The organism is Nostoc sp. UIC 10630, from assembly GCF_010747425.1.
Taxonomy (GTDB): Bacteria; Cyanobacteriota; Cyanobacteriia; order Cyanobacteriales; family Nostocaceae; genus Nostoc.
In genome coordinates this window covers 1-1,904 of sequence record NZ_JAAGOG010000414.1, presented here as the reverse complement: position 1 = coordinate 1,904, position 1,904 = coordinate 1, and the positions used below count along the sequence as shown (strand labels likewise).

Annotated in this window: 2 protein-coding genes; both read right to left on the bottom strand. The window is 44.3% G+C overall.

Annotated features, from left to right (window positions below):
• Positions 1 to 249: 249 nt before the first annotated feature.
• Positions 250 to 765, bottom strand: coding sequence for a hypothetical protein (locus G1O98_RS38045; protein WP_163939605.1), 516 nt, complete (start codon positions 763 to 765; stop codon positions 250 to 252).
• Between the two features lie 252 nt (positions 766 to 1,017).
• Positions 1,018 to 1,904, bottom strand: an 887-nt coding sequence (locus tag G1O98_RS38040) for a hypothetical protein (RefSeq protein ID WP_163939603.1), incomplete at its 5' end; no start/stop codon positions are given.

Sequence of the window (1,904 nt, the reverse complement as noted above, 5' to 3'; positions counted from 1 at the left end):
TATTATGGACAGTCTACACCGCCACAAGCCCCATTACTCCGTTGACAGGCTCATACAGTTAGACTTATTGATAACAGTTATCAATTAATAACAGCGTCGGCTTTTTGAATAAGAAGGGGTTTAAGCGACTGGTCGCGGATAATCCCGCGAATAGTATAGGCTGTACAAGTTTGGGATTAATTTGTAAGGCTTGTCCGCTCATCCCTGTCCCGCCGTTCAAACGAAATATTGTGCCGATCTTGCTTCCTTCTAGTCGCTCCATCTATTCAGAATTGAGCGATATTCCGAATCTCTGTCGTCCATATCACCTAAATACATACGACAGTGTTTAGGAACAGCATCATAGGCTTGGCGCAAATACTCCTTATTTGCCTCGCTTGGTTCATGCTTGTATTGTGTTAATGCCTGTCGGCAAATCTCTCTTGTTGTTAGCTGCCCATTGAGCCGTCGGATCTCGTCTTCAACTTCTTTAACAAACTCCTGCTCCTCAACTCTTGATTTCACTTGATGGGCGGTAAAATAAAGACCAGGCACCATCATTGAGACTCTTGCTCCTTCAGGCAGATGAGTTCTAACCCAACCGAGGCTCACCTTTTCTTTGAAACCATCAAAGTCAACCATCCCCCAGCAATCAATTCTGCCGTCTTTGTAGACCTTAATTTCGGTGACAAAATAGTGGTCTCCATTATTGATAAAGGCTTGCAGAAATACGCCAGGAATAGTTACGCCATCAACTATGCGATAGGTCGTGTTGGAGAAGGACATAACAACATAAATCTATATAGGAAGAGTTTTCAGATTATCTTGCCGAAAATTACACGTATCTTGGACAATACCAACTATAAGCTCCAAAAGATGATCTCTTGTCAAGAAGACCGCCTAACCGCCCCAAAACCTTAATTTGACGTGAGCGCTAGTCAGGGCTGACTCAATACTGCAAATACTTATTTATTCAGGGGGCCACACAACGGCTCTAACCCCCATAATGGCGTTGACTGATAAAACTTTAAAGCGGTTTTACTCACCCGTTTTTAACTTTGGTTTTGGTTTTGGTAATGGTTTGGTACGCGGCACAGAGGTATTATCCTGACTAGTCGCTTTTGACTTACCTTTCTTCCGTGCAGGTGGTGCTGCTGCTCTTTGCGCTTTCTTAGCTGCAAGTTGCACTGTGGCTTTATCCTCCTTAGACGCTTTGAGAAATCTGGGTGCAGCTTCTTGTGGTAGCGCAGTCAGTGCAACAAAACCGAAGACATCACGCCCTGGCAGAAATTTCGCCTTGATTGTGACAAAGGCGGCGCGTCCTTGCTCCTCTTTAGCCACCTTGGGATTAAATCTGAAGGGTCGAACGGGTGCATCCTTCCAGAGCAACGGTATATGACTAGCCTTCATGAATTTCACCTTGCGGGCTGGCTCGGACTGCTTAATAAATTCGAGTCTTTCATCAGAGAAATTTCGGAACACGGAGATACAGGGAGTAGAGCAGACAGGAATGAACTGCCATAATCCTGATAACTTAAACTCCAGGTCTTCTAACTCTCCTGAAACGGCATCTAGTTTTCGCCCTCTGTCAAAGCCCACTAACTGAAAAGCGATGCGATGTGGTTGCTCTTTGCGTGGAAAGTGAATTGCCTTTGGATAAACAACCAAACGCTGATTATGGTTGCCAGTATTTTCTATTTCCTTCTTGAGAGCGTTTAATACATCCCATTGTCGCTTCGAGTAGTAAAGTGGGTATTCATAGCTACCGATAGTAACAGTGCTTTGTCCATCAGTAGTAAAGTTGACCGACCCAGTAATTACCCCAACAGCTTGAAATATTGCTGCTGGCGATTCAATTTCTGTTGATGTTGACGTATCAACATTTACTTGCTCTTCATCGGATGGAGTTTCAACTGTCGGTACTG

What these genes read in the sequence shown, in the direction of transcription:
- G1O98_RS38045 (WP_163939605.1), bottom strand. Translation starts at nt 765, where the DNA reads ATGTCCTTCTCCAACACGACCTATCGCATAGTTGATGGCGTAACTATT.